The organism is Parashewanella spongiae, assembly GCF_004358345.1.
GTDB classification, from domain to species: Bacteria; Pseudomonadota; Gammaproteobacteria; order Enterobacterales; family Shewanellaceae; genus Parashewanella; species Parashewanella spongiae.
In genome coordinates, this window is sequence record NZ_CP037952.1 from 2,957,329 (window position 1) to 2,981,154 (window position 23,826).

Below are 23,826 nucleotides of genomic sequence, written 5' to 3' on the forward strand. Positions count from 1 at the left end.
CACTTTTAATTTCGTAGTACTTTGGGGGCTTGGCCCCCGCTTGGAAGCAAATACTCATGGCCTATTCAACTTTTTGTCAAACACCTAACAACTCGACTCTTGAACCAATGTTTTTTGGTCAGCCAGTTAATGTCGCTCGTTATGATCAACAAAAATATGAAGTTTTTGAAAAGTTAATTGAAAAGCAGTTATCCTTTTTCTGGCGCCCAGAGGAAGTTGATGTCAGTAAGGACAAAATTGATTACAACGCTTTGCCAGATCACGAAAAGCATATTTTCATTTCAAATTTAAAATATCAAACATTACTTGACTCTATTCAAGGTCGCTCACCTAATGTTGCTTTTTTGCCGTTAGTATCAATTCCTGAATTAGAAACATGGATTGAAACTTGGTCTTTCTCAGAAACCATCCATAGCCGTTCTTATACGCACATCATTCGCAATATTGTTAATGACCCATCTGTGGTTTTTGATGACATAGTTGTCAATGAAGAAATTTTAAAACGTGCAACGGATATTTCTGGTTACTACGACGAGCTTATTAAACTCACACAAGTGTATGAGTTGCATGGTGAAGGTACTCACCAAATAAAAGGTGAAACTGTTACTGTAAGCTTACGAATTCTGAAAAAATCACTTTATCTATGCATGATGTCCGTAAATGCACTTGAAGCCATTCGCTTTTATGTAAGCTTTGCTTGTTCATTTGCATTTGCTGAAAGAAATTTGATGGAAGGAAACGCAAAAATCATTAGATTACTATTACAATACAAACCATCCCGTAACCACCGAGTGAGTGAGTGGAACCCAGCATTTACAGTTCCCACAGCAAATGATGACTTGTGGGAAACTTCCCGCAACTTAAACGTTGCCGTATAATTCTGGAGATATGGGAAAAAATTATGAAATATTCAACATTTAATCAAGTAAAAAACAATCAACTATTAGAACCAATGTTTTTTGGTAACCCAGTTAATGTTGCTCGCTATGATCAACAGAAACATGAAATTTTTGAAAAATTAACAGAAAAACAATTATCTTTTTTCTGGAGACCTGAAGAAATTGATGTATCACGAGATAGATCTGATTTTCATGCTATGTCAGATAGTGAAAAGCACATTTTTACTTCAAACTTAAAATATCAGACACTATTAGACTCTGTCCAAGGACGAAGTCCAAATGTTGCGTTTCTACCTATAGTGTCTATACCCGAATTAGAAACATTCATTGAGACGTGGTCATTTAGCGAAACAATTCACAGTCGCTCATATACTCATATAATGAGAGCATTATATAGTGACCCCAGTCCAATTTTCGAAGATATTGTAACAAACCAAGAAATTAAAAAACGTGCAACTGATATATCGAAATATTACGATAGTTTAATTTTCTCTACTCAACTATACCAAACTCTAGGTGAAGGGACACATACAATAAATGGTGAAAAATATTTAATCACCACAAGGGAATTAAAGAAAAAACTATTTTTATGCATGAACTCGATTAATGCACTAGAAGCTATACGTTTTTATGTTAGTTTCGCTTGTACTTTTGCATTCGCTGAAAGGGAACTTGTTGAAGGTTCAGCTAAAATCGTCAAACTCATAAGTCGTGATGAAAATGTTCATCTTTCAGCGACCCAAAACATTCTTAACATTTGGGCTAATGGTCTGGATGACCCTGAAATGAAAGAGATAAGCATAGAATGTGCAGCTGAAGCTCAACAAATTTTCATTGAAGCAGTAGAGCAAGAGAAGGAATGGGCAACATACCTATTCAAAGACGGTTCGATGATAGGCCTTAATGAAGAGATTCTTTGTCAATATGTTGAGTATGTCGCCTCGCTTAGGATGAACGCAATAGGTATGCCATCCCCGTATGTAGTAAAAAGTAACCCTCTGCCTTGGATTAATAAATATCTTAACTCCGATAATGTTCAAGTTGCTCCACAAGAAGTTGAAATATCATCATATTTAATTGGTCAGGTTGACTCAAATATTGATGAGAGCGAGTTTGAAGATTTTGACTTGTAATAAAAATGTCGATGTTAACGGTAAAAGCGTTATATTCAGCGATGATGACAACACACTTCTCTCTTGTTTATTAAAAGGTGGGATAAACGTCAACAATCATTGTAATGAAGGGTTTTGTGGCAGTTGTAGGGCAAATTTAATACATGGAAAAGTAAAATATATCTCGAAACCTCTAGCCTTTGTTCATGATAGTGAGATATTAGTTTGTTGCTCTATACCAATTACAAACATCAAAATTGAAATAGTTGAGTAAGCTCTTAGAATGCCAGCTGCTGCTATTTGCTTATTTGTTTAATAAATCTTTCGGATTTACAACTGTTGTAGATTAATTCACCACTTACTTGCTCAATCATTCTCAAGGTTAGATTTCTAAGAGAATGCTTGAGTGCAAAATGGCTCGTTGGGTAAGCTGATCTCTGTTGAACAAAATGAACTCAGTTTTGGCGTAGTTAAACTGGATGACACTCAAGAAGAGATCGCTATTACCAAGCTATTACTAGACTCGCTTGAAGCGGGATATTGCATCACGCTGCATAAAGCCCAAGGCTCTCAATTCAAACGAGTGATTGTCGCATTAGGCAAGACTAAAATGATTGACTGAGCGTTGCTATACACCGCCATCACTCATGCCGAGGTTGAATTACACATAGTTGGCAGTAAGTCAAAATTAGAGCAAGCCATTCAAAGTTTGAGTCATCATTATCAACGCAATACCCATCTAGTGAACTTACTTAAAGTCCAAAATTAGCTCATGCAGAATTTATACGGCTGTACTTATTCGGTTGCATAGCTATTAATTAGCACATTTTAGTCTTACTCATTATCTATAAACCGAATGGTTATCGTTGTAATGTAGCAAACACGATCTGTACAAATATTATCGGAGCGTTCACATGAAAATTGCTTCCATTTTGTTACTGAGTTTACTTGCATTTAATTCACACGCTAAAGACTTAATTGATTTTGTTTCTTCAGGTAATCAAGTAGCGATTGACAACCTTTTACTGCTTGGAGTTGATCCTAATATAGAAAAGGATAACCAAACTCCATTATCTGCATCTCTTATAAGATGCAAAAATATTAAGAATAGAGATGGAAATTACTATCAAGCTAAATGCTATAAGATTGCCAATCAGTTAATTAAAGCAGGAGCCGATATCAATTGGAAAGATAGAAATGGCAACAATATTGTGATGTTAATGGCAATTAATCCTGAAAGTTTTCAAGCTTGTGTGCTGCCTAGCTCCACCGTGTTACAGGAATGCAGCGATTTCATGCAATACCTTCGTGATAATGGCTTTAATTTTGAGGCAAAAAATAATGATGGTAACTCCTACTCCAATTTACTGGCTAACAGCCTAAATCATGCCGAAATCCCAGACCGATGCAAAGATAGTCCATACACTTGTGAAAATTATAATGGTTTCTTAGGTTCTTCCTGTACAGTAAAAGAGCCTAAAGGTTGTCAAAACCGTTTTGGTCAAACTCCCATAATGCAACGAATTAACCTACATTTTTGGCGTAAAAATACATATATTGACATCAACTTAAGTGATAACACCAATCACACCTTGCTCACATATCTACTGGAAAAAAATGAAGAAATACCGCCCAATGTAATGGATTTGTTTATTCAATACCTATTGCCAAGGTTGGATCTAGGTAAAGTTGTTTACAACGGTAAAACGCAAAAACAACTGTTAGAAGAGTATTATCAAGCAAGAAATTTGATATTTAAAAATTATATGCACGTCAAACACTGTATGTAAAAAATTACAGGTTGAAAACACTCAGGCTATTCTAGCATCTGCAAGTTGGTTGGTGACTTAAAAGGAAATAAGCAAAGAAATTTGATTTTTCTTCGCCAGCCATGCAAGGCTGGCGTTCAACACCATTTACGCTTTTATCTCACTTTTATGGAAATGACGAAATCAATTAATATAAGGTGACATTGAAAATTTCAAGATCTGTAAATCAATTATTTTGTTCTCTGCTGCTAAAAAGCCGAATAGCCCAACGATTTAATTTCATAGTTTCTCCATCAATGCCCTTGGGGTATGCATAATAAGTTTCATCTGTTGAAGCAGTAGCTGGGAATTCACCCCACAAGGTCATGGATCTATAATAACGGTGTAGTGCAGGCCCTCTATTATTACCGCTAGTTCCAGAGAAATAATTTTTCCCAGCTTTTATCATCACTTTGTTTTCATCAATGAACAAACAACTGCTTTGGGGGTAAGTTTCGCCCAACGCATAGTCAACAAGAATACATGTTCTTGTCGTATTAGGCGGCAGCGGTACATCTTCCGAAAACACTTCAAAAGAAATAAGTAGAGTGAAAAAAATCATAAGAAAACGTGTTCTGATGGACATAGTAACCTCAGTTAAAACTGACGAAAATGTAAGAGTTAAATAGCGACCACAAAACCACAAGCTTCAATTAATATAAGGTATTCAATTCAACCATAAGCTTTCTTTAATAAATGGGTATTGCATCACGCTGCATAAAGCCCAAGGCTCTCAATTTAAACGAGTCATTGTTGCATTAGACAAAACTAAAATGATTGACCGAGCGTGGCTATACACCGCCATAACTCGTGCAGAGATTGAATTACACATAGTTGGCAGTCAGGCTAAACTGGAGCAAGCCATTCAAAGCTTGAGTACTCATCATCAGCGGAATACTCATTTAGCGAATTGACTTACAAGCGTTGTCAATACTTAAAAATAGCACCTCTTCATAGTACAACAGAGGTGCGAACTTTAGTTATATCGAAAATATTTTATTAAGCGAACAATTTTGAATATATCCCATTAATAACATCAACTTCTTCATTACTAATTGCTTCCAAAATTGTAGCTTTAGACCTTCGATCAGCTTTGATTTCAAACTCATCAGCTAAAAGCTTTAAATCAGCATGAGAAAGGCTTACTAGATATTTCATAAAGTCTTCGATTGTCATGTTTTCATCATCTGAACTAGTATCATCAACTTCATATTCTTGATGGTGTTCTTGTGATGATGTACTGCAAAGCAATTCCTTTTTCTCACCTTTAATATAAAAGAATGAAATACCCAGTATGATTAATGATATTACAAGCGATCCTACAGAGGCACCGTATGCAATTGGGTAGGAAGCGTAAAAATCAAGTAGACTAAGACTTTGTAGTTTTTGACTTAATTGAAGAACCCAAGTCGGTTCTAACCATATAAACAAAGAGAAAGAAATAACATAGCTTAAGATTGAAAAGCGAAAGGATAAAGGCATTGATGCACTAAAGAGCCACTCATTTGACCTTTTTTCAGGTAAAGCCTCTAAATCTGCTAAAGATTGCTCAAGGTTATCAGCTTTGGGTGAAAGGTCATTTATTTCATTGTTGAACTGTTTGCCCTTTTTACTACGCTCATTAAACATCCCATCTTGTCGCTTGGTGAGTGACTGACCTTCATGCTCAATTTTATCTAAGCGAGTGTCTATTCGATCAAGCTCTCTTTCATGCTGACTTATCGCTTTAATTTCTTTATTAGTATGATCAAAGTCATGAATTGAAACAGGCTTTATTAACCTTGCGCCTTTTCGCTCAAAGTACCACCATGCAACAAAAAGTAAAAAACTCCCTATCATTACCATCAATATGAATAAAGTTACAAATGCTTTAGCGAGTAAGCCTCCAGCATTACTACCTTGTTTCCTTCTTCTACGTCTTTTCGCCACGAACTAATCCCTATATAGTGTTTTTTTGAATACAATTTTATTAGTTTTTTACGTTGATATATTGTTTATTTAAACCTCCAACCCCTCCCCATGCTGCTTTAACCAATCCTTACACTCAGCGTAATCAGGCATAATCCGTTCAACTTCACTCCAAAATTTTGGTGAATGATCATGATGAATTAAGTGGCAAAGCTCATGCACTACCACGTAATCGACAATGCGATTCGGAGCCATAACGATTTTCCAGTTGAAGGTAATGTCTCCTTCGGCACTACAGCTGCCCCAGCGGTTTCTGTAGGTTTTTATACCGACTGAAGCGCACTCAACTTCTATTATTTTGGCGTAGCGTTTTGCTTTTTGTTTCAGTTTTGTATTGGCATTTTTTTTATACCAACTCTGAAGCGAATCTTGGATTAATTCAGGGTTCTCACTACCACCTTGCAAAGTGATAACAAAGCGACCTTGGCTAAGCTTTGCAGGTTGATAATTACCCTGATGCACTTTTAAACGATAGTTACGGCCTAAATATGAGAAGCTTTCACCCGACACAAACTGTTTAGTGCTTTTAGGTTGTGCCTCACGGTGCAAAGCTAACTTCTCTTTAATCCAGCAGTTTTTATCTTTCAATAACTTGCTGATGCGTTCGTTTTCAAGCAACAGAGGCACAACGACACACACATGACCTTCTTCAACTGTTATGGTGGCTGACTTAATGCGTTTGGTTCGCTTTATTTGAGCCGTAAAACCATTAAATTCAAAAAATTCTGGAGCCATTAGCAAGTTACCTTATAAACCATCTCTTCTCTGCGATGTCCTTGCTGCGGTAATCTGCATCATTAGAGTTTATGTCTAGCCGCCCAAATTCTTTGAGGTAAAAACCAAAATCAGTCAAGAAGTTACATTCCAATTTGGTTTCTACAGGGATTGGCAACAGCTCTCCAACTTTAAAATGTTTATTGAAATCTAGTCCATACATATTAAAAGCCAATTCATCTTCTACTGATATATCATCCACAGCTTTGTGTTCATAAACTCTTGCTTTAAGCCATAATTTTATATTACCTAATGAAAATTCGAATAAATTAGATTCTATTTCCCCATCTTTTCTGTCATCTGACTTGTCAGTTGCATGGATAGTCATAACAAGTGCGACGGAATATTGCTTTTTCCCTATTTCTATAGTCGGATTACCAAGTTCACATTGGTGATCGCCATCAGTAAAGTTGTAAAATTTCCTTTTTCTAAGTTCATTAGAGCTTTTTATCTCAATTTTTTTTAAGTAAGGATGTGTATGGAAAGATCCAATATGCTGATACCCTTCGCCAAAAACACTTGCTATATCTTTTTTAATTTCCAGAGATAATGGTTCTGGAGCTACACTACATCTATCTTGAGCCGCTGAAGTATCGACCGAAACATGCTCAATAGAGCATTTAAACGGGTGAGTTTTATTAACCTTCCCCCAGAGATGTGCATGAGTTTCGATAGCAACAATATCTTTACCATCATGCTTTACACCATAAGCTTCGAATGCCGCCATAACCATTTCAAACAATGCACTTTTGCTTACTTTAACTATTGCAGTCACATTTATTTCCTTGTGATATTCGATTATCAAATTATCGCTTATTAAATTTCGTTTTGCCCAACTCCATAAAACGCTCTTGTACGATTTTAACCAAACTTGGCTCACCAAAAGAGGTTTCAATAATCGCCCGTTTAATGGTTTTTTTCATGCGTTTTACTTCATCTTGCTTGTTAAAAAAATCAACGATTTCTGTCGCTTCATCAAAGGCGCTAACCAAAACTTGAGTGGTCTTTTTGATTTCATCAAAGACTTCAGAGTCAACCACATCAGTACCTTGGGCACTGGTGACTTCAGCCATTAGAATATTGTAAAACGCATATTCAGTATCAGACAAACCCACATCTTGTGCGGCTTTTTGATGTTCAACCTCAATGTTATCGACCATAACAAGCAATAATTCTAGTTGGCGCTCCCAGTGTCCTGCATTTTTAACAATAATATCTCTGAGTCTTAAACTCAGCGACTTATAGTATTCAGGATCTTCCTCAAGGTTGACCGTAATGTGATGCTTAATGGCACTTTCAACTTCAGAGGCTTTAGACTCAGTTGATTTAACCTCTTTAAGCATCTCTTTGAAGTTAGCGGCTAGCAAATCAATGGGCGGTATTTTCGGGTCAACACCCGTACTGATGATGTGTTCATCAACCAGTTTCCTTACTTTCTCGCCAACGCCCGATAAATCGAGTCCTTCTTCACGGTAACGCACTCTGGCAGCGTTTAGCACTTTGCCTAAAAAGGTTAAATCCCGAATAAATGGCGATGCCCCTTTGTCAGGTAAAATCACATTCATTTGTTTAGCAAAGCGTTTAAAGGCGATTTCAAACTGCGCTCTAATATCTTCGTTTTTCAATGCCAGCACGTAATCATCAACATCATCACTGGGTTTACCGTTGTTAAGCACATCTTTAAAAAAGCTCATTGCGACTGTATGAGCTGCTTTCAGCTTGGGTATCTCATCTTTGAGTGATTGATAAGTACCATCAACATCGTCACTGGTGAATAACTCCAGTGCGTCAGTTAAATGCTTTGATAGACCATAATAATCCACCACAAAACCACAGGTTTTGCCTTTGTATGTACGGTTAACTCGTGCGATAGCTTGCATGAGTGTATGGTCTTGCAGTTTACGGTCGATATACATCACTTGTGCAATCGGTGCATCAAAGCCCGTTAGCAGCATGTCTTTAACAATTAAGAATGAAGTCGAATCTTCGCTTAGCGGTTTAGTAAAACCAGCAATGGCTTTTTTGTGTTTGGCTTTGTCGGTGAACTGCGCCAAATACGCTTCATCATTATGACCACCAGAGATAATCACCTCTGACAGTGGCGCACCTAACTCATCCAGTGTTTTTTTATAAAGTGCGGCAGCGTGGCGGCTACCTGTGACTATCATGGCTTTAAAACCATCGGGTTGAATGTGTTCACGGTAATGCTTGAGCAAATCGATACACACCCAACGAATACGGGCTGGCGCTTCACGTACTGCCCGTTCTACACCATATTTTTTCTTAATTTCACGTTGTTCTTCTTTGCTGTAATCGGCAAAGTATTCTTCAAACAATTTATCAAGTGATTTACTGGACACATCGGTAATGACTTCTCGACCTTCATATAAAATACGAACCGTTGCACCGTCATCAACGGCTTCATTAATTTTATATTGATCGATGTAGCCACCAAAGGCTTTGCCCATTTTTTGAGTCTTTAACAATGGCGTACCTGTAAAACCGATTTTAGGCGCATTAGGCAATGCCGCATTAATCACCATTGCTAAGCCACCAAACTGGGTTCGGTGAGCTTCATCAGCCAGAACAATGATTTTGTCGCTTGGGTTTAAATCGGTAAACGCTTTATCAAGATCACCATTGAGCAGAGACGTGGCGGCTTCTTTTTCAGCATCTTGAAACTTTTGCACCATTGCCGTAACGAGGTCAGACGAATCTTTTTTTAGTAGCTCTCGAAGCTTAGCGACTGAGGTAGCGTTATAAACGGTTTCGCCTTGAGCATCACGGAAGGTACTGGATAGCTGTTCATCAAGTTGGGTACGATCAGTAATAAACACCAATTTGTATTGCTGAAGAATCGGATCTCTTCGCATTTTAACTGCGAGCATCACCATTGTGAGTGACTTACCTGAACCCTGAGTATGCCAAACTACGCCTGACTTATCCTTGCGATGTTCACCTGTTTTTAAACGTTCAATAACTTTATTTACCGCTCTGAACTGTTGGTAACGGGCAACTTTTTTAATTAACTTGCCTTCTACTTTTTCGAAAATAACAAAGTTTTGCAGTAAATCTAAAAATGCGCTTTTGCTGAACATTCCTGCTAGTAGACGTTGTTGTGCCGTAGTGTCTTCACCATCAAGCTCTTTATCTGTAAAGGGATAAGCATCTTTCCAGTCACCATAGTGTTGAGAGCTTGAGCTAATCGTGCCGACTTTAGCTTGGTCTCGACAAGTTGACACCATAATCTGGTTATACCAAAACAGCTTTTCAGCGCCCTCGGCTTCATGAGGGTGACGTAGGTTCGCATAGCGTCTTAGTTGATTAATGCCCTCAGCCATTGGGCTGGTGATGTAAGGCGATTTACACTCAATAACCGCCAGCGGCAAGCCATTAACAAAACAAACAATATCAGGGATGATGTTTTGATTCGCTCCTTCAACCTTAAACTGATTGCTACAAACGAATTCGTTATTATCGAGATTATCAAAATCAATAATTTTAACGGTTTGCCCTTTGCGACCTTTCCCCAAGTCTTGCTCGACGGATTGATAACTCACTAAGGTTTGATATATGGCGTGGTTATATTCCATTAACCCAGAAAAATTAGGATGAGTTAGCTCACGAGATACTTTTTTTAAGTTTTCATCGCTTATCCAAGGGTTAATCCGCTTTATTGCAGCGTTTAACTGCTCAACCAATACCACATCACGCATATAGACTCTGGGACTTCCACCATCAGCATTTAACGCATCTGGTGTGAGTGCTGCTCCGTGAATATAGCGCCAACCCAATTTTTGTAGTTGTTCAATGGCTGGCAGTTCTACATTGTTTAACTCATCCTGATTCATAACGTCCTTGGATGCACTCACACCGCAACAGCGATGACTAGCCCACCGCTACCTCTGTGTTAGTTGATTCGGTATTGACTCGTACCTTGCCTGTGAGCAGATCTTGCATGAGTGCTTTTTTAGTCGATTTTAGTGATGTTAACTTTTTAATTAAGAGGTAAGATTTACTCGATATGGATTCGATTGTTTTTACTATCGAATATTGCTCTTGAATTTGAGGGATAGGTACATTTAAATTTTTAAGCAAACCAATTGTTAGTTGTGGAATAGCACTACCAAATGCCAGTAACTCAGTTTGTTCAATTATTAAGGGAGAATTTAGTAATAAATTCAAATATGAAGTTGATAAAATATTTCCTTCATTTCTTAAAATAGCCATTCCAGAGTTTATTCTTAAATGCTCGTATGGGATATTTTCATCAAAATATGCAATATTGCCAAGTGTGCCTCTAGTAGTTATAACTAAGTCATTACGTTGTAACTTTCCTTTACGCAATAACTCATCTTTTTCCAGAGTGATAAATACTTTTGTATCAAATGAAAACCCGGATTTGGTTACGTTTTTTGCGGATAGAAATAAACAATGACCATGCCCTAAAAAGTCTTTGTCATTAGGATACTCTTTCCCTCTATCGCCATCCAAGACGTTAACTTTACATTCTTCGATAGACTTAACCTCCCACCCAGAAGGAATCCGACCGACTGGAGAGTCTTTGAATTCAGTGTGTCCGATACCGTTGGTGAGCAGTTCTTGCATCATGCCTGTTTTCAGGTCTTTTAACTTGTCGATTTGCGCTTGTGTTTTTTCAATCACATCATCAACAGAGGTAAGGATTTTGGCAATTTTTTGTTGTTCTGGGAGTGGTGGGGTTGGTAACTCTAATAGTTTAATATCCTTTAAAACAACACGCCTAATGGCTGAACCTGACTTTGCATTTTCAAGCTGCTTATAAAACAAAGACGATTGAAGATACTGTGAACAATAATCAGAATTGAGTTTATTTTGTTTCAATCTAATTATTGCAATCGAAGATAGAAGAACCACTCTATTCTTTTGACGATAAACAAAAGTTTTACCTATAGTTCCATCTTTAGAAAATAAAACATCACCAATTAATGGTAAACAGTTACCTCGCTCGAGTTCATCAAAACTGTCTTGAGAAATTAATCTGCATGAACTTATATCGAAGTCCCTACTTCTCATATTTTGAACTGTAGCAATAGGTAAACCATTATCAACTGTTGCAGGTGAAAAGTGTGAACCGTCAGTAATCAAAATGGCATTGGACTCAAGAGTGGTTACTTTCCAATCATCAGGAATTAAATTACTCATAACCCAATTCCTTCAAGTAACCATGCATTTCTGTTTCGGCTGCTATTACTTGCTCATCCAGTTCATGCAACGAGACCTTGTACTTATTCCACCAACGTTCTAGTTGAGCAATAACACTTGAGTCTGCATCTATTGCACTCTTATCTACAAGAATACGAATGTCTTCTTTTGAGGTGATTTCAACTTTAAAGTCGTAATAGTCTGGATTCCCGCCTTCGCGGGAATGCCGAGGAGTAAACACCGTCAGCACATCAAAGCCTGCCAGAATTTCTTCTTGAATATAGTCGCTCTGCACTTCACGTACTGGAATACCGCCATGCAATATGGCTCGAACATCATAAATCTCTGGTGGAGGTGACGTGTCTGCGTAGCGCCTGATGTTAAGGTTAAAATCGTTTTCTTTAATCTCGCTAATGTCTACCACTTTGGCGTAACGCTTTATGTCTTGGTATGCGTCAAAGGTGGTGATGATTTTTTCAATGTCTTGCTTACGCAGTTTGTTTTGGTTTTTGCCTTCTTCATACTCAAGTTCTGAGTTAATAAACAAAACTTTGTTTTTACGTGCAGCGGCTTTGTTTTTATTGATGATAAGCAAACACGCTGGAATGCCAGTGCCATAAAATAAGCCTGACGGTAAACCGACTACGGCTTCTAATAAATCGTCTTCTAACATGCCTTGGCGAATGGCTTTTTCACTCGCACCACGGAACAACACGCCATGTGGCATTACGATGCCAGCCATGCCTTCGTCATTAATAGAGGCTAACATGTGTTGTACAAAGGCTAAGTCACCTGCATCTTTCGGTGGTGTGCCATAAGGGAATCGACCGAAGCCATCGTTATCGCATTCATCTTTACCCCATTTTTTAAGGCTAAATGGTGGGTTGGCGATAACACGGTCGAAGCTCATTAACTGTCCATGCTCTGTGTGTTGTGGATCACGCAGGGTGTCACCTTTACGAATGTCGGCACTGAATACGCTATGTAAAAACATATTCATTTTACAAATCGCCCACGTATTTAGGTTCATCTCTTGTCCAGCAAGTGACAAGTTGGCTGCGTTTTCGCCATTAGCCGCAAGGTAGTTACGGGTTTGTACCAACATTCCGCCCGACCCTGCGGTTGGGTCATAAATTCGCATACCTGCGTGAGGTTTTAGCAGTGCGACTAATAATTGCACCACTTCACTTGGGGTATAAAATTCACCGCCTTTTTTACCTGCGGAGTCAGCAAACATTTTGATCAGATATTCGTAAGCTGTGCCGAGTAAATCAGGTTGTTCAAAGTCGCAATTACGTAAGCGATATTTATTAAAGTGTGACAGTAAATCACGCAGTTTTTTATCGGATAATTTGTTTTTGATATTGAAATCAATACTGATCAATACGCCCTCAAGTGAGCTGTTGTGTTCTTCAATCGCTTCGGTGGCTTTGTTTAGCTCAGAACCAATGTCATGCTTTAAATCTTTAAGCACATGCCAACGAGCGTTTTCAGGAATAAAAAAGGTGCTGTCGTATTCGTCTTCATCTTGTGCGAGTTCTTCAGCTTGCTGTTGGCTTTTTCCTGTTGTTAAGTAATGAGCAACCACAGCTTCTTTTGCTTCATCAAATGAGTCAGAAAGACGTTTTAAGAACATCATCCCGAAGATGTAGTCTTTAAATTCAGAGGCATCCATATTGCCACGTAAAATATCGGCAGTTTCCCATAAAAAAGATTCTAATTGTTGAAGCGTGATTTTTGTCATAGTTAATGCGTGCTTTAATGTGACATTAGGCTTACTTGCTACTCACATAACTGGGTAACAGATAAGCAAAAAAGAGTTTAATAAGTTGGAGGGTAATTTATCAAGTTGTTGCTGATTGGGCTATGAGTTTTGTGACTTTATTTTATATTTTGAATGTGCTGAGAATAAAGCATTTATCTGCATGATTTTACCTAAAGCCATTAGCCATCGTTTAGCTATACAGCTGATATCTTTAGGCCATGCAAATTCGCTATACCAATATAAGCCTGTCAATTTGATCTACAACATTTTTGAAATCTTCAAGTTTACCTGTTTCGAGTATTTCAATAGGAGCATGACCATTGAAAAATTCATTGTTATTTTTCATCGACATAAAACCAACAACATTGTCAGGGTTTTCAAATACAGTTCGTAATGCCGAATGTATGTTAAGCAAGTAACTCACACGCAAAAGCTGCTCATTATTTAGCAATGCATTTTCAGGGCTCATTTTAAATTTTTTGAATGATAATTCGTCTAAATTTAAGATGTTTTTAATTTGCTTTTCTTCACAGTCCCATGAGGACAAAAGCTTAATAGCGGCTTTAAACCCTACAATAGACTCATTATTGTTAGCTTCAGGTAAATTCAAATTATGCTCTGCGTGTACATTGATTTGTCACAATAATACCACTTCTAAACTTTATTCAAGTCTTATCTTTGTTGTATTCGATGTGGGGCATTAACTCTGCTGGCTGGCACTCTAGTGCTTTTGCAATTTTTAGAAGTGTATCGAATGTAAGATTTACCTCACCACGATCAACACGTCCCATATAACTTCGGTCAATTTTTGTAAGTTTTGCTAATTTTTCCTGAGAAATATTTTTTTTTGTTCTTAAACTTCTTAATTTTTCAGAAAATTCTTGTCTTGGGTCACTCATTGGATATCCATTCGATCCAAACAAAAAATTATCACATATTGCATCTTTAAATATCATGAGTATTATAACACCACGGAGTTTAACACCAGTCCAGATTCTCTATATTGTTTGCGGATTTTATGTTCTTTTCTTTTTAAGTTGTTAGGAGGAAAAATATGAAGTTACATCATCTAGTTGCACAAATTATTATTCAGCCCAATTTTGATTATTTTACGGCTATTGAAATGAGATCTGCCTTTTTAGCCTTAAGTGATGACAAAAACCTTGATCCCGATGCCACACGTCGATTTGTTTATACCCAACTGACAAAATTAGTTAAAAATGAGTGGTTGATAAAATCTGTTTCAGAAGGAAGGAAAATCACCTCTTATATCAAAACGGAAAAGTTTGATGTTGATGCAATTATCACAAAGCCATTGACCATTGTGAACACAAATAAGACAACTCAAAAAAGTGATGAAAGCAATTTAAGTAAAACCTTAAATAAACGCCGTAACGATTATAAAGACTCACTATTAATAGGCTTGGGTGAAGCTGATGAATATAAAACTTTATATGGTCAATTTCCTGATCTTCAGTCTAAATTGCAACCAAAATACAATGAGGTACGAGAACGCAATAGCAAGTTGCTCGGTAAAATAAAAGCAGTGGAAAACTTATTATCAGTTGAATAGCAGAAATATTATGAAACTACGTCACTGGCAGACAGAATGCATAAACCTTGCGATCCAAAAATATGAAAATGGTCAAAAAAACTTTTTAACATTAGCCTCTCCCGGTGCAGGTAAAACGGTTATGGCTTGTGGTCTTGCAAATGAGTTACTCATACAAAACCTAATCGATATTATTGTTTGCTTTTCGCCTTCCTCTGTTGTTTGTGCTGATTTTTGCTCAATCTTAGAAATGGTGATCGGTCACAGGTTTGACGGGCTACTAGGTTCAAAAGGACAATCTCTTACATATCAAAGTATGCAATATCTTGATGATAGTTTTTGGCAGCTTTTTAGTGATCAACGAGTATTTGTTATTTTTGATGAAATTCACCATTGTGCTGGTTCAAATACCAACGACGCTAATGTTTGGGGGGAACAGATTATTTTGAATATTCAAGGAAAAGCTGAATTTTCAATTGCCTTGACAGGTACTCCTTGGCGTTCAGACACCGCTCCTATCGTGCTGTCTAGATATGCGAGTCGTACTAGCAAAATTGAGTGTGATTATGTTTACGGTATATCTAGAGCCGTATTTGATGGTGTTTGTCGTACCCCACAAATAATTGCTGTTGATAACGACCATATTTCGGTCACTGAGAAAGATGGAGAGAAGTCGTTTTCTTCTTTTAATGATCTCTTCTCTAACTCACTTTTTCCTTATAACAAAGTAATACAAAATGAGAAGTTATTGCTCCACATATTGAAAAGAGCCAACAACAAGTTGGATGAGGTTCGAACAGTGAATCCTGCTGCTGGTGGTTTAATTGTCGCTTCGTCGATAGAGCATGTTCACAAAATAGCTCTGTTAATGAAAACACAATTGGGGGAAGACTCTACGACTATTACATACAAGGAAGATGATCCTACCCAATTAATACGGCAGTATCGAAACTCAAGCAGTAAATGGGTCGTTTCGGTTGGCATGATCAGCGAAGGAACGAATATTCCTCGTCTTCAAGTTACTTGCCACCTCACTAAAATTAAAACTGAAATGCATTTTAGGCAGATTCTCGGACGGAACATGCGAATGACGGATCAACAAAATCAAGAATCAATTATGTTCATGCCTGCCGAACCAAAGCTAGTCGAATACGCTTATCGTATTGCCGATGACATACCTGATGAAGCTGATATTGTTATTCTCGAAAAAATGACACCTTCGCTCTGCATAAGTGGCGAATCAGAGAATACCTCTTACCAAGAGCCACCAATAATAGCGGATCAAGGTATTGAACTTAATAATATAGAATTTGAGTGTGATGCAACTTTACCTACGGTACAAACTAAAAATAACAGTGAGTTAACAGATAATTATGAAAAGACGTTGAATATTTTTGGAAAATTCAAACAAGAAACTCTTGAACTTGGTTTATCGCCAATAGATTAATTACTTAAGGAATTGCTATGTCTCCTCTTGATTCTTTGGATAAGTTAGAACGTACATCATCTGCATTTTGTAATAAAGGAGACCACTTTGATGTTGGTTGTAGCGAGGATGATGTCGAAAAATATAGGGCTCTATCTCATACTCTTATATTGTCTAAGAAGGTATGCATTGTAAAAAATTGGCTATGGTGGGATATAGATGTACCCAAAAATACTCTCGACTTACTAACTCAAAACAGACTTCACCCCGTTATGGTTAAAGCTGACACTGTGATCGAGGATGAAGCAGGACGATTTCATTATGGCGACTGGGTAAGAACGTCTTTCCTAACCAAGTTTACTGATAACTGCATTTTTGAAACAAAGAATACCGTGTATTTATTAGTTGGCTCAGGTATGAGGAAGTCTGTTAGCTTGGATGTTGCGTTGTCACTGTTCTAGGTTTTTTGAATTGATTTAGGATAAGAAGTTTATGAAGTTATATGAAATAGCTCTGTTATTTCTAGCTTTTGTATCGGCGAACCTTTTGATTTCTGCTGTGCCTGTATACTTACTTTGGAACTGGGTTGTACCTGATTTGTTCTCATTACCTCACATAGGATTTCTTCAAGCTTCAGGTTTGGTGCTTTTAATTCAGTTTCTTTTTAACACGAGAAAGTTATTCTCAAAGGAGTAAGGTGTTGATTAGTGAATTTGTTTGTAACTTTACCTGATTGCCTATAAATATGGTAGGGTAAAAAGTTTCATCCTCAATCGCTCTGTAGCCTTGATTAGTACGTTGAAACTTTAGCTATCGAAAGTCTAAAGTTTCATACTGATTCGCTCTTAAAGGCATTTTTTACAAGAAAAATTAAGTAATAACGTATCAGACCGAACGAAACACGCTTTTGGACATGAATGTGTTTCGGTTTCAGTTCATAATTAACAGATTGCATTAGAAAAAGTAACTCTAAAATCAAATTATGATCATAAAATTTCGATAGTCACTACTAACTATAAAAACACCAGTTAGGGCTTACAACAGATGCTTAAAACAGGAGTGCGTACAACGGCGGCTAGGTAAATACGCTTTGAATAAAATAAACGCCACCAACACCGGAATTTTTGGAGCGAAGCGAGTAAATTTTCTGGGTGCTTGCCCTTGCTAAATTTCGTCACTCTCAAGCTCAGTAAGATCTTCAACTCCAGCCATATCAGCTAACATTTTTGTATATATTTTCAACACCCCTTGAAGTTCAGCCAGTTCCACTCTGAATTCTTCACATTTTTCTTGATCATTAAATGCTCCATTCACAGACAAACCATGCCATTTAGCTGTGAATGGTCTAACTATTTGATTAAGCACGATGATAGCAATTTTTGTAAACTCAATACAGTGCCGCCCATTACTTTTCATGACATCACGTGTAATGGAGAATAATGAAAAAACACTCGTTAAAGCTGTCTTTTCGTCTCCGTGATTATCATCCAGCTTCTGGGTGGTTATTCTAGTTAGTAACTCAATGTAAAGATCCCAAGCAGCTGCTTTATCCTCTTCCTGAGGTTTCCACTCCATATCTAAAAAGGGAGTTTTTATTTTGAGGGATGTCATAGACCAATTATCTAACCACTGTCCAAATTTCATAATTAGCACCAACTCGATGTGGAGCGATTTTGCCTAAACATTTCGCGAGAGTTATTAGGATTAACTTGTTTGCGCCGTTTAAAAGCTTCATGAATCCATTTTTGCACTTCATATGAATCATTAGACCAATTGTATATTTTAGCAAAACCACAATCTATGTTGTCTTGCAATCTTGGAGGAATTGTTCCTTTACTATACTTACTTGTATCTGTTCGTGGATACGTAGGGAGTATAATACCAATTAAACCTGTCCTTGAGTTAAGCTGAGTGTCACGAATACTAGAGGATATTTCCCAATCTACATGTTTTCTCTTCCACGTCTCTGAACCAATTAAAACAACAGTTACGCTGGCTGAGCGAATAAAATCGTCCCTAATTTTTTGGCGGATGGTTTCTGTTTTGATATAAGGATCAATATCTCCATCACTCACTGCTTTAGTTTCCAGAATGTCATACACTCCAGAGAACAACCTTTCAAACTCAGTTTTATACCCCTCATCATTCTTGTGATGGTAGCTGATGAAAACATTGTGACGATTACTCATGAACTCTCCTTAGGAAATTTAACGCCCAGCTCAACTGCGTAGCAAGCTGGCAGGATTTTTGGAACAAAAAGCTTGACAATTTGCGGAGTCAGATTGCAGATGCTGGTTATATGCGTCTGTATTTATCAATCTATTACCACCCAATCATCCGATAGTATTTCAGATACAGTGAATATATATGGTAAATATTGCCCATTTTTTGAAAAGGCTATCCTTTTAAAACTGAATTTTTGTGCTATGAAATGTGTGGCCACTTGAGGAATAAGTAGAAAAATAGCTTCGGCTTTTTGAATAAACTGAATATCAACTTCAGGCCTATAATTGGCGTCATGTACTACCTTATGTCGAATTGAAAAGGTCTTATTTACAACTTCATGCCAATCATCAAAAAAGTTATTCACGACAAATTCACCTGATACTTGCCCACTAATCCCACAAGTTCCAATATCTGTTGTACATATATTCTGTAAAAAGCTACCTCCCCATAAATCGTCGAAGGCTTCTTCTAAATCCTTGACGTTTTGAAAGTTAAAACTTTTACTCAACAATTCTGACAAAGCGATATCACACTCATCAAATGTGTCAGCTGCTGGCTTCATCTTCTTCAATAAACGATTGGTAAGATTTTCATTTTTTGTGTGAATATATACGAAAACATCACGAAAGAATGTCTCCCAACAACTGACAAGAAACACATAGTATTGACGATATGCAATTATTAAGAGATCTTTATTTTTCTCATCATTTGACACAAATGAATGCATCAAGCGGCAATTTTCATAGAAATTGATTTGATGTGAAGAACAAAAGTCATCAATAGACTTTCTACTACTTCGAAGATCGATTAACTCATCAACGAGTTTATCTGTTTTCTTTCTAATCTTTTTCACACTTAGGCCTCTACGTGTGGGCGTTATGTTTGCTTTGCTGGACAAAAAGTGACTATGGTCGGAAGTCAGATTGCAGCAGCTTATTATGCCCCGACTCCAAGAATAACTTCAGAAAGCTCATCTGCAATTTCTTGAATACTACTGAGAGATGTGTTTAACGCAACCTTATCAGCAAGTGCAGGACTAAAACTCATCACTTCATCCTTCGATATTTTATGCCATATAGGTAATATCATTTTGTGGCCATTCATTTCTCTTGCAACCATAGAATCTAGCTCATACTGAGTCCAGTTCTTTGAGCAGAACGCCGAAGATAAGATCACTGTGCCGAATTTTGATTTAACTAAGCCATGATCAATGCTTTTTCGTAAGCTATCACCCACTTTCAATGTGAATTCATCGTACCAGACTTTAACACCCATATTCTCTAGGGTTTCAGCCAAGGGGCGAACAAATTCATCTTTGTCTTCCGATGCATGCGATATGAATAAGTCGTATTCAGTATCAGGCAAAGCCATAGTAGTATTTATAGAGCTATTAACATTCAAGGCCATTGCTTTAGTTACGCTAATTTCAGCCTGTAAATTCCTTTGGTGCGCAAGTTGCTCTCGTTGCTGCCTTTTTTCTAAATCTAGTAACTTTTTTCTTTCTCTTTCTTCAATCACTGCTTGTTTTTTTCGTTCTTTTTCTTCTTCTTTCAAAAGATCCTGTTTTAATTTTAATAGTTTCCCTTCTTTATCTGATAATTTTTTATGCAGATCAGCCTTTTTTATTTGAGCTTGAGTTATTTCGTTATTCTTTCTATCTACTTCAGCAGCCTTACTTTTTAACGTAGAGACACTGGTACTTTTTGTAATACTTCGCTTTATCTGATTAATCCGGCTGCCACAATTGGACTCTTTTTTTGTTTCTAAACTGATTTTATGGTGGAGATCTGCCACCTCTTTTCGAGTTCTTGCTATGGAACTACTTATTGTTGAAATAGACACTAAAACTCCATGTTAAATTTTTAGAGAAGACATAACGTTTTAATCATGCTCTTGCTCATTAATGTGATTTGATATCCAAGGCCAGATTACGCATAACTTATTGTTTTAATGATTTAAGAATCAGACATTAATTATTGTCTTCTTGTAAACATGCTGGCACGTTATCCAAGACCTGTTTCATCGCTATTTATCACAATAGCATTTTAACCAGTTTTATAGAACGAACCACTATAAATATTAATCGTTAGGCCTACTTCGTCACTACTTGTGTCTGTCAAAAAGAACATGATTTTAACGGCTAATCAATAGAAATAGTATTGCAATGGTTGAGCATTGCCAACAAGGAAAGTGGCAGAATGTGCTAGAAAACACAACATTACAGCTCATTTAGTATGGTTCTTTAGTGCCTCACTACAATAAAGCCCTACTATCATATATTCCACAAAAGAGTTCATCAATATAACTGTCAATTTAATACGTATGAGTGAAAATGAATTTTGTTAGATAGGCTATCAAAAGCTCTGTTTGCTCAGCACTGAGTCGACTGACTGTATATTTGTCACAATTTAACAGGTAATCCAGTTTATTCGGTTAAGTAACTTATATTGATGACAATGCATGCAATAAAACTTTTTATGCTTTTAATAGTTCAACGAGATAACTATTGCGCTTGTTTGAGTTGCTTGGTTGATGCGTCACGGATTTAAAATCTGTGGCACTACCAACTATATGAATTTCAGCTTCAGCCCTTGTAATTGCTGTATATAGCCATGCTCTGTCAACGATTTTACCTTTATCCAGTGCAATAATAATTCTAGGAAATTGTGAGCCTTGGGCTTTGTGAAGAGTTATTGCATAACCTAACTCTATACAATCAAGTACTGGTTGTGTGATTTCAACTTTATCACCTGTATCCAAAGTAACCTCACCGTAGCTTTCTCCCGACGATGCTAAGTTTGTTAGTATGCCTAGAGAACCATTTTGAATGCCTTTATCATAGTGATTTTGTGTAAATAAAATTACATCATTTAATCTTAGGTTTTGAAAGTAACGCTCACCGTGCATTTCAAACTCAAGTCTTTGGCCGCTTGGGTTAACAGTCTCTTGTATAAGTTTATTAGTTTCAGAGACAAGTGCTTTGGTTGGTGCCATAACACGGCTATTTCTTGGTGACTGCTTATACAATTCACAACACACTTTGGCTATGTCGCTCTTGGTCGTTTCGTGAAAGTGGATAGCGCCTGCACTTAATTGCTCAGGCACGATCCCACAGTTAATTAGGTTGGAGTATTCAGGGATGCCAGTTGATCCTTCTTGTCGCTTAACGATATCTAACTTGGTGCTAGCAATGGCTTTTGACAAAACAATATCCGCAAGTACCTTGCCGCAACCGATGGGCGGAAGCTGATTAGGATCGCCAGTGATTACAATGCGAACTGAAGGATGAATATGATTAACAATACGATACATAGTTGGTAAATCAATCATACTGGCTTCGTCAATTACCAACAGGTGCTTTTGTTTGTCTGATCTTGGTTCTATAGGCTCTTCACGCAATAGCTTAGCAATAGTTGAGGTGATAAAACCAATTGACTCATGCAATCGCATAGCCGCTCTTCCACTCAGCGCTACCGCATGTATTTCAAATCCCATTTGATGGTAGGCTCTAAGTGCGGTTCTAAGCACCGTCGTTTTACCTGTACCCGCACCACCTGTAATGCAACTTACAGCATTGTCTAAACACGTTGTCACTGCTTCAATTTGTTTCTTCGTTAGCTCGTATGGCAATTCATCAACCGCCGAGCAATATGCAGAATTTGCATATTCGTCATAAAAGTTGTTTTGATTAGCGAGGGATTTAAGTCGCTTGGCAACGACATTCTCCATCAGCAGCTGTGCGGTGGGATGGTATGTCCCAGTTTCAGGGTTAAGAATGTATTGTGCTTTGTTGTGCCCAGCTTTGAATGCCTCGGTAACTAACTCTTTATCCTTGAGAAGTCTGGTTAGATATGGCCTCAAATTCGCTTTGGTGGTATATGTGTGGCCTTTTTCAATTTCTTTTCGAATAGCAGTTTCGAGTGCCGCACTGAGTCTACGAGGGTCACAATTTGATATTTTAAACTGTTCTAATTCGAGTTGTTTATCAACATCCGTAAACGACATACCAAAGCCAATCAGTACATACGGATTATATTTTATAGCTACGACTGACTCTTCCCCATGATGCTTCAATAAACGCTGCTGAACACTTGATGGTATCTTGTGGTCAGTCATCCAGTTACAGTAAGCCAGATTTTTATATTTAGCGTAACCTTCGTATAAAGTACTGATACAATCTTCACTAAGAACCTCTCTGAGTTTCTGTCTTGATTCTGGCGAGTTTTTTTTAACAGTAGAGTGAAAGTTTCCTCCTAGTAGCTCCCAGAGTGCTCTTGCCTTGCTTTCACCTATACCCTTGAAGTCACCTTCTCTTGCGATGAAACGAATTAACTGCTCACCTGTTTCAGGTAAGTTACATTGGATGTGCTCAGGAGATTCATAAGTATGCTGTTGCATCACGTAATCACCAGTCTTCCTTTCTTCGACTAATCGGGCACCTTTTACTGTCCAGTGTTGACCGAGTGCGAGTGGAATTGGCATTTTATCAGGTTTGACTTTTATGGTTACATAATACTTGCCACTGCTGGTTTTGTATGAGTTTTTTGCCAATGGCACGCCGCTGAATATAACCATATTAGTAGAACTGTAACGGATACTGGTGACGCGCATTTGTTCTTCATGCAATGCAATATTCATCGTGGCATGAACCCCATTTCAGATAGCGTTTCATTTAACTCGCCAAACCGCTCTAGCTTGCTTTCTAGCTCTTTGATTTTGGCTTTCAGTTCAATATTTTCAGCTTCTAACGCAGATGCTCGTTTTGAGGTGAGCAATGTTCGATTTGCAGTGTTGTCATATTGCTTTGGCTTACCGACATTCTTTAGGGCAGTCTCAGTCAGTTTCGGCAGTACACCTTTATCACGTAATGAATCTTCAAGATTGATTAACGCATCTTTCAATGCTGGATTCTGGTTGAGGGCTGATTTACCACAACCTACAGCTTTTGCAACATCCCCTCGATTTAGTTGCCCTCTAAATACTATTTGCTTGAAATCATCGTCAGTCTGAGTAGCTTTCCATACTTCAAATGATTGCAAGTTTTGCTCTGCTTTTTGTCGTCCGTTTGTCATTGTAGGGCACCTCCAATCTATATCTTGTAATTACATTAAT

23 protein-coding genes and 1 pseudogene are annotated in these 23,826 nt (G+C 37.6%); 9 read left to right on the forward strand and 15 right to left on the reverse strand.

What is annotated here, in order from left to right; all coding sequences use genetic code 11:
• Positions 1 to 56 precede the first annotated feature (56 nt).
• From nrdB (E2I05_RS11545) to E2I05_RS11565, 5 genes and pseudogenes are all read left to right on the forward strand, one after another.
• Positions 57 to 761, forward strand: a pseudogene (nrdB, locus tag E2I05_RS11545) (class Ia ribonucleoside-diphosphate reductase subunit beta); the annotation flags it as partial.
• A gap of 140 nt (positions 762 to 901) precedes the next feature.
• Entirely contained in the window at positions 902 to 2,032 is a 1,131-nt protein-coding gene (nrdB, locus tag E2I05_RS11550) for a class Ia ribonucleoside-diphosphate reductase subunit beta (protein WP_121854412.1), read from the forward strand.
• A complete protein-coding gene (yfaE, locus tag E2I05_RS11555; protein WP_121854413.1) occupies positions 2,001 to 2,285 on the forward strand; it encodes a class I ribonucleotide reductase maintenance protein YfaE in 285 nt (94 codons plus the stop codon). The genes nrdB (E2I05_RS11550) and yfaE overlap by 32 nt, the downstream gene beginning before the upstream one ends.
• Positions 2,286 to 2,417: 132 nt before the next feature.
• On the forward strand, positions 2,418 to 2,633 hold the full coding sequence (locus E2I05_RS11560) for a hypothetical protein (RefSeq protein ID WP_121854414.1): 216 nt from the start codon (positions 2,418 to 2,420) through the stop codon (positions 2,631 to 2,633).
• A gap of 292 nt (positions 2,634 to 2,925) precedes the next feature.
• Positions 2,926 to 3,801: an ankyrin repeat domain-containing protein gene (locus E2I05_RS11565; RefSeq protein WP_121854415.1), complete on the forward strand. Its 876-nt coding sequence runs from the start codon at positions 2,926 to 2,928 to the stop codon at positions 3,799 to 3,801.
• A 205-nt stretch (positions 3,802 to 4,006) separates the two neighbouring features.
• Here E2I05_RS11565 and E2I05_RS11570 read toward each other — a convergent pair whose 3' ends face one another.
• Complete coding sequence (locus E2I05_RS11570) at positions 4,007 to 4,405, reverse strand: hypothetical protein (protein WP_133309648.1); 399 nt, start codon at positions 4,403 to 4,405, stop codon at positions 4,007 to 4,009.
• 121 nt (positions 4,406 to 4,526) lie between these two features.
• On the opposite strand from E2I05_RS11570, the gene E2I05_RS11575 reads away from it, so the two are divergent.
• A complete protein-coding gene (locus E2I05_RS11575; protein WP_279387034.1) occupies positions 4,527 to 4,733 on the forward strand; it encodes an ATP-binding domain-containing protein in 207 nt (68 codons plus the stop codon).
• An 85-nt stretch (positions 4,734 to 4,818) separates the two neighbouring features.
• On the opposite strand, the gene E2I05_RS11580 is transcribed toward E2I05_RS11575, so the two are convergent.
• From E2I05_RS11580 to E2I05_RS11615, 8 genes are all read right to left on the reverse strand, one after another.
• Positions 4,819 to 5,748, reverse strand: coding sequence for a hypothetical protein (locus E2I05_RS11580; protein ID WP_121853872.1), 930 nt, complete (start codon positions 5,746 to 5,748; stop codon positions 4,819 to 4,821).
• 69 nt (positions 5,749 to 5,817) lie between these two features.
• Complete coding sequence (locus tag E2I05_RS11585) at positions 5,818 to 6,522, reverse strand: M48 family metallopeptidase (RefSeq protein ID WP_121853871.1); 705 nt, start codon at positions 6,520 to 6,522, stop codon at positions 5,818 to 5,820.
• 7 nt (positions 6,523 to 6,529) lie between these two features.
• Positions 6,530 to 7,336, reverse strand: a complete 807-nt coding sequence (locus E2I05_RS11590) for a hypothetical protein (RefSeq protein ID WP_121853875.1) — start codon at positions 7,334 to 7,336, stop codon at positions 6,530 to 6,532.
• 31 nt (positions 7,337 to 7,367) lie between these two features.
• Positions 7,368 to 10,412, reverse strand: a complete 3,045-nt coding sequence (locus E2I05_RS11595) for a type I restriction endonuclease subunit R (RefSeq protein ID WP_121853870.1) — start codon at positions 10,410 to 10,412, stop codon at positions 7,368 to 7,370.
• A gap of 37 nt (positions 10,413 to 10,449) precedes the next feature.
• Entirely contained in the window at positions 10,450 to 11,745 is a 1,296-nt protein-coding gene (locus E2I05_RS11600) for a restriction endonuclease subunit S (protein WP_121853869.1), read from the reverse strand.
• Entirely contained in the window at positions 11,738 to 13,489 is a 1,752-nt protein-coding gene (locus E2I05_RS11605; RefSeq protein WP_121853868.1) for a type I restriction-modification system subunit M, read from the reverse strand. Before E2I05_RS11605 ends, E2I05_RS11600 begins: the two co-directional genes overlap by 8 nt.
• A gap of 250 nt (positions 13,490 to 13,739) precedes the next feature.
• Positions 13,740 to 14,120, reverse strand: coding sequence for an MbcA/ParS/Xre antitoxin family protein (locus tag E2I05_RS11610; protein ID WP_121853867.1), 381 nt, complete (start codon positions 14,118 to 14,120; stop codon positions 13,740 to 13,742).
• Between the two features lie 55 nt (positions 14,121 to 14,175).
• The gene (locus E2I05_RS11615) at positions 14,176 to 14,409 is read right to left on the reverse strand and encodes a helix-turn-helix domain-containing protein (RefSeq protein ID WP_121853866.1); all 234 of its coding nucleotides are present in this window, start codon (positions 14,407 to 14,409) and stop codon (positions 14,176 to 14,178) included.
• 155 nt (positions 14,410 to 14,564) lie between these two features.
• Between E2I05_RS11615 and E2I05_RS11620 the strand changes: the two genes are divergently transcribed.
• The 3 genes from E2I05_RS11620 to E2I05_RS11630 are packed head-to-tail and all read left to right on the forward strand — an operon-like array spanning position 14,565 to position 16,949.
• Positions 14,565 to 15,083, forward strand: coding sequence for a hypothetical protein (locus tag E2I05_RS11620; RefSeq protein WP_121853865.1), 519 nt, complete (start codon positions 14,565 to 14,567; stop codon positions 15,081 to 15,083).
• 10 nt (positions 15,084 to 15,093) lie between these two features.
• Positions 15,094 to 16,509 carry a DEAD/DEAH box helicase gene (locus E2I05_RS11625; RefSeq protein WP_121853864.1) on the forward strand — a complete coding sequence of 472 codons (1,416 nt, stop codon included), beginning with the start codon at positions 15,094 to 15,096 and terminating at the stop codon, positions 16,507 to 16,509.
• Between the two features lie 17 nt (positions 16,510 to 16,526).
• Positions 16,527 to 16,949 carry a DUF6957 family protein gene (locus E2I05_RS11630; protein ID WP_121853863.1) on the forward strand — a complete coding sequence of 141 codons (423 nt, stop codon included), beginning with the start codon at positions 16,527 to 16,529 and terminating at the stop codon, positions 16,947 to 16,949.
• 703 nt (positions 16,950 to 17,652) lie between these two features.
• On the opposite strand, the gene E2I05_RS11635 is transcribed toward E2I05_RS11630, so the two are convergent.
• The 6 genes from E2I05_RS11635 to E2I05_RS11660 form a co-directional block, all read right to left on the reverse strand.
• Positions 17,653 to 18,132 (reverse strand): hypothetical protein, encoded by a 480-nt coding sequence (locus E2I05_RS11635; protein ID WP_179952721.1) that lies wholly within the window; start codon positions 18,130 to 18,132, stop codon positions 17,653 to 17,655.
• A gap of 2 nt (positions 18,133 to 18,134) precedes the next feature.
• On the reverse strand, positions 18,135 to 18,677 hold the full coding sequence (locus E2I05_RS11640) for a TIR domain-containing protein (protein WP_121853861.1): 543 nt from the start codon (positions 18,675 to 18,677) through the stop codon (positions 18,135 to 18,137).
• Positions 18,678 to 18,802: 125 nt separating this feature from the next.
• Complete coding sequence (locus E2I05_RS11645) at positions 18,803 to 19,567, reverse strand: HEPN domain-containing protein (RefSeq protein ID WP_121853860.1); 765 nt, start codon at positions 19,565 to 19,567, stop codon at positions 18,803 to 18,805.
• Positions 19,568 to 19,650: 83 nt separating this feature from the next.
• A complete protein-coding gene (locus E2I05_RS22770) occupies positions 19,651 to 20,556 on the reverse strand; it encodes a toll/interleukin-1 receptor domain-containing protein (protein ID WP_121853859.1) in 906 nt (301 codons plus the stop codon).
• Between the two features lie 633 nt (positions 20,557 to 21,189).
• Positions 21,190 to 23,352 carry an AAA family ATPase gene (locus E2I05_RS11655; RefSeq protein ID WP_121853858.1) on the reverse strand — a complete coding sequence of 721 codons (2,163 nt, stop codon included), beginning with the start codon at positions 23,350 to 23,352 and terminating at the stop codon, positions 21,190 to 21,192.
• Positions 23,349 to 23,786: a VPA1267 family protein gene (locus tag E2I05_RS11660; RefSeq protein WP_121853857.1), complete on the reverse strand. Its 438-nt coding sequence runs from the start codon at positions 23,784 to 23,786 to the stop codon at positions 23,349 to 23,351. Before E2I05_RS11660 ends, E2I05_RS11655 begins: the two co-directional genes overlap by 4 nt.
• Positions 23,787 to 23,826: the final 40 nt, after the last annotated feature.